The 2,263-nt window shown below is 76.4% G+C and carries 2 protein-coding genes; both read right to left on the minus strand.

The features are described from left to right. Window positions 1-267: 267 nt before the first annotated feature. Window positions 268-693 carry a hypothetical protein gene (locus ACG2DA_RS22475; protein WP_395258897.1) on the minus strand — a complete coding sequence of 142 codons (426 nt, stop codon included), beginning with the start codon at window positions 691-693 and terminating at the stop codon, window positions 268-270. A 44-nt stretch (window positions 694-737) separates the two neighbouring features. Continuing rightward, window positions 738-2,165 (minus strand): hypothetical protein, encoded by a 1,428-nt coding sequence (locus ACG2DA_RS22480; RefSeq protein ID WP_395258899.1) that lies wholly within the window; start codon window positions 2,163-2,165, stop codon window positions 738-740. Window positions 2,166-2,263 lie beyond the last annotated feature (98 nt).

Genomic DNA, 2,263 nt, shown 5'->3' on the forward strand with positions numbered 1-2,263 from the left:
GGAGGCCGCGGCCGAGGGGACCGGTCGCCAACCCGACGGCGGCCAGGGCGACCGCGGAGCGGCAGACGACGCGGGCGGCGGGGCGGAGGAGGACCAGCGCCAAACCGACCGCGGGGCGGTCGAGGGAGGGGGGCGAGGGGACGAACGGGGACATGAGGTTCTTTCGAGTCGCTGGAGAAGGGGGAATGGGGATCGGCGGGGACGGGACGACCCGCGGCCGCCCCCGCCGGGACGGCCGCGGGGGTTCGGGAGAAAAGACGAGGTGGGTCAGCGGCCGCCGCCCCGCTCCTTGAGGCCGTCGATCAGGCCGGACGCCTGCCGGCGGGAGAGGGCGGCGGCGTCGGTCACGCCGAGCCGCCGCAGTTCGGCGGCCAGGTCCGCCCCCGCCCGCCGGGCGAAGGCGTGCAGGGCCCGCACCTGCTTCTCCGTGCTCGGCGGGTCCGCTGGGGCACGGGCCGCCGGTTTCTCTTCCGGAATGCGGGCCGGTTCGCCGTCGTCGGGCCCGGCGACGCCCAGCTCGGCGTCCACGGCCCGGCGGACGACGCCGAAACACCCGCGGATCTGACGCCGAAGTTTCTCTGGGTCCTTCAGCAGCTCGGCGGAGAGCTCCACCTCCAGGTGGACCTGGGCCCCGCGGCTGCCGTAGTCCGGCTGGCCGATCTTCCGGGACAGGCCGCAGTTCATCTTCAACACGGGAGGACCTCCTGTGGGTGAGGGAGAGGGAAGAGGGAACGTGGCTATGCGGCGAGGCCGCCGAGCCGCTTGAGGCCGTCGAGGGCGGTGGCCACGGCCCGGTCCCGCTTCTTGAGCTTCCGCAGGTCTGCGGCGAGGGAGCGGGCCTGCGAGGCGGCCTCGGACAGGGTCGCCGTCAGAACGGTCATCCGATCGAGGAGGGCCTCGGGGTCGGCGGCGGGGGCGTCGGGTTTGGGGCGGGGCATCTCGGGGGCGGGGTCGGGGGAACGAAACGGGACGGTCGCCGGGGCGGCGGCCGCGGGGGACGGATCCTCGGCGGTGAGCCGGACGGCGCCGCCGGCGCCGCCGGCGGGGACGGCGTCGCCGGCGAGGGTGGCGAAGACGACGGTCGTCCCGCCGTTCCCCAGCGCGTCACAGCGGACCGGCTCCTCCGGCCCGAACAGGGCGATCCGGACGCAGCCGGCGGCGAGGGCCCGGGCCAGGAACCGCCGGTCGGCCACGGCGATCGCGGCGCCGGGCGCCTCCGAGGAGGAGGTCGCCAGCTCGACCGGCTCCCCGCCCTCCTCGGCGGCCCGGACGAGGAAGACGCCATCCCGCACCTCCAGCGTGACGGGGCGGCGGCGGTCCCTGGCGGCCGGGAGTCGATCCAGTCGATCGGCGAGGAAGGCCGCGTCGGCTTCGGAGAGGCTGACGGAGGCCTTCCCCTCGCCTCCGGGCACGACGCGGTCCAGGTCCGGGAACCGGGCGTCGCGGGCCTCCGGGGTCCACAGCGTCCAGTCCGCGGCCGACAGCACGACGAGCGGGACCTTCGGACCGTCCGCGACCCTCGCCAGGTGAACGCCCGCGCCCTTTAGCGGCAAGCAGCCGAGGGCGTGCGGGGCCGGCAACAGGACCGGCTCCGCCCACGGGAACGAGAACCCGCGGGCGATCAGCAGATGGTGCGAGTCGGTCGCCTCGACCCGCCCGGCGTGCGGGTCCAGCCGGACGCAGCCGAGGGCGTAGCGGGTGGACTCCGCGTCGGTCACGGCGACGGCCGATCGCAGCGCCGCGGCGAAGCCGGGCCCGGAGTCGTGCCACTCCTCGACCGCCGGCACGTCGAACTCGGCGGCTCGGTCGCGGTCGGCCGCCTCGAGGGCGCCGCGGGCGGACCGGGGCACTCCTTTCTCGTCCCAGTTCGCCGCCACGGCGGCCCCGCCGTCGGCTTCAACGACGGAGACGTCGCCGGCCCTCGCGGCGCCGGCCTCGGCCAGCAGGCCGAAGGGCAGGACGAGGTCGGAGGGGGGACGTTCGCCGGGGATCAGCAGGGAGAGGCCCCGCCCGTCCGGGGCGACGGCCGTCAGGCGGGCCCCGCCGCCCGCGGCGGCGTGGAGGCGGATCGGCGGGCCGGCGTCGCGGCCCTTCAGCGCGAAGTGCTTTCGTAGGACGAGCCGGAAGCCGTGCAGCGTCCGGCGGGGCAGGATGAGCGGGAGCATGGATCCTCTTGGGGTTCGGGAAAGCGGGATGAGGAGGAAAAGGCCGGCGGCGGGGGCGAACCCGCCGCCGGTCGCGGGCGTCGCCGCCCGATCAGTGG

Origin of the sequence: Alienimonas sp. DA493 (assembly GCF_043951915.1) — a bacterium.
Taxonomy (GTDB): Bacteria; Planctomycetota; Planctomycetia; order Planctomycetales; family Planctomycetaceae; genus Alienimonas.

Bases quoted from the DNA above. Each gene is read 5' to 3' on its own strand.
- ACG2DA_RS22480 (WP_395258899.1), bottom strand. From the start codon at position 2,165: ATGCTCCCGCTCATCCTGCCCCGCCGGACGCTGCACGGCTTCCGGCTC.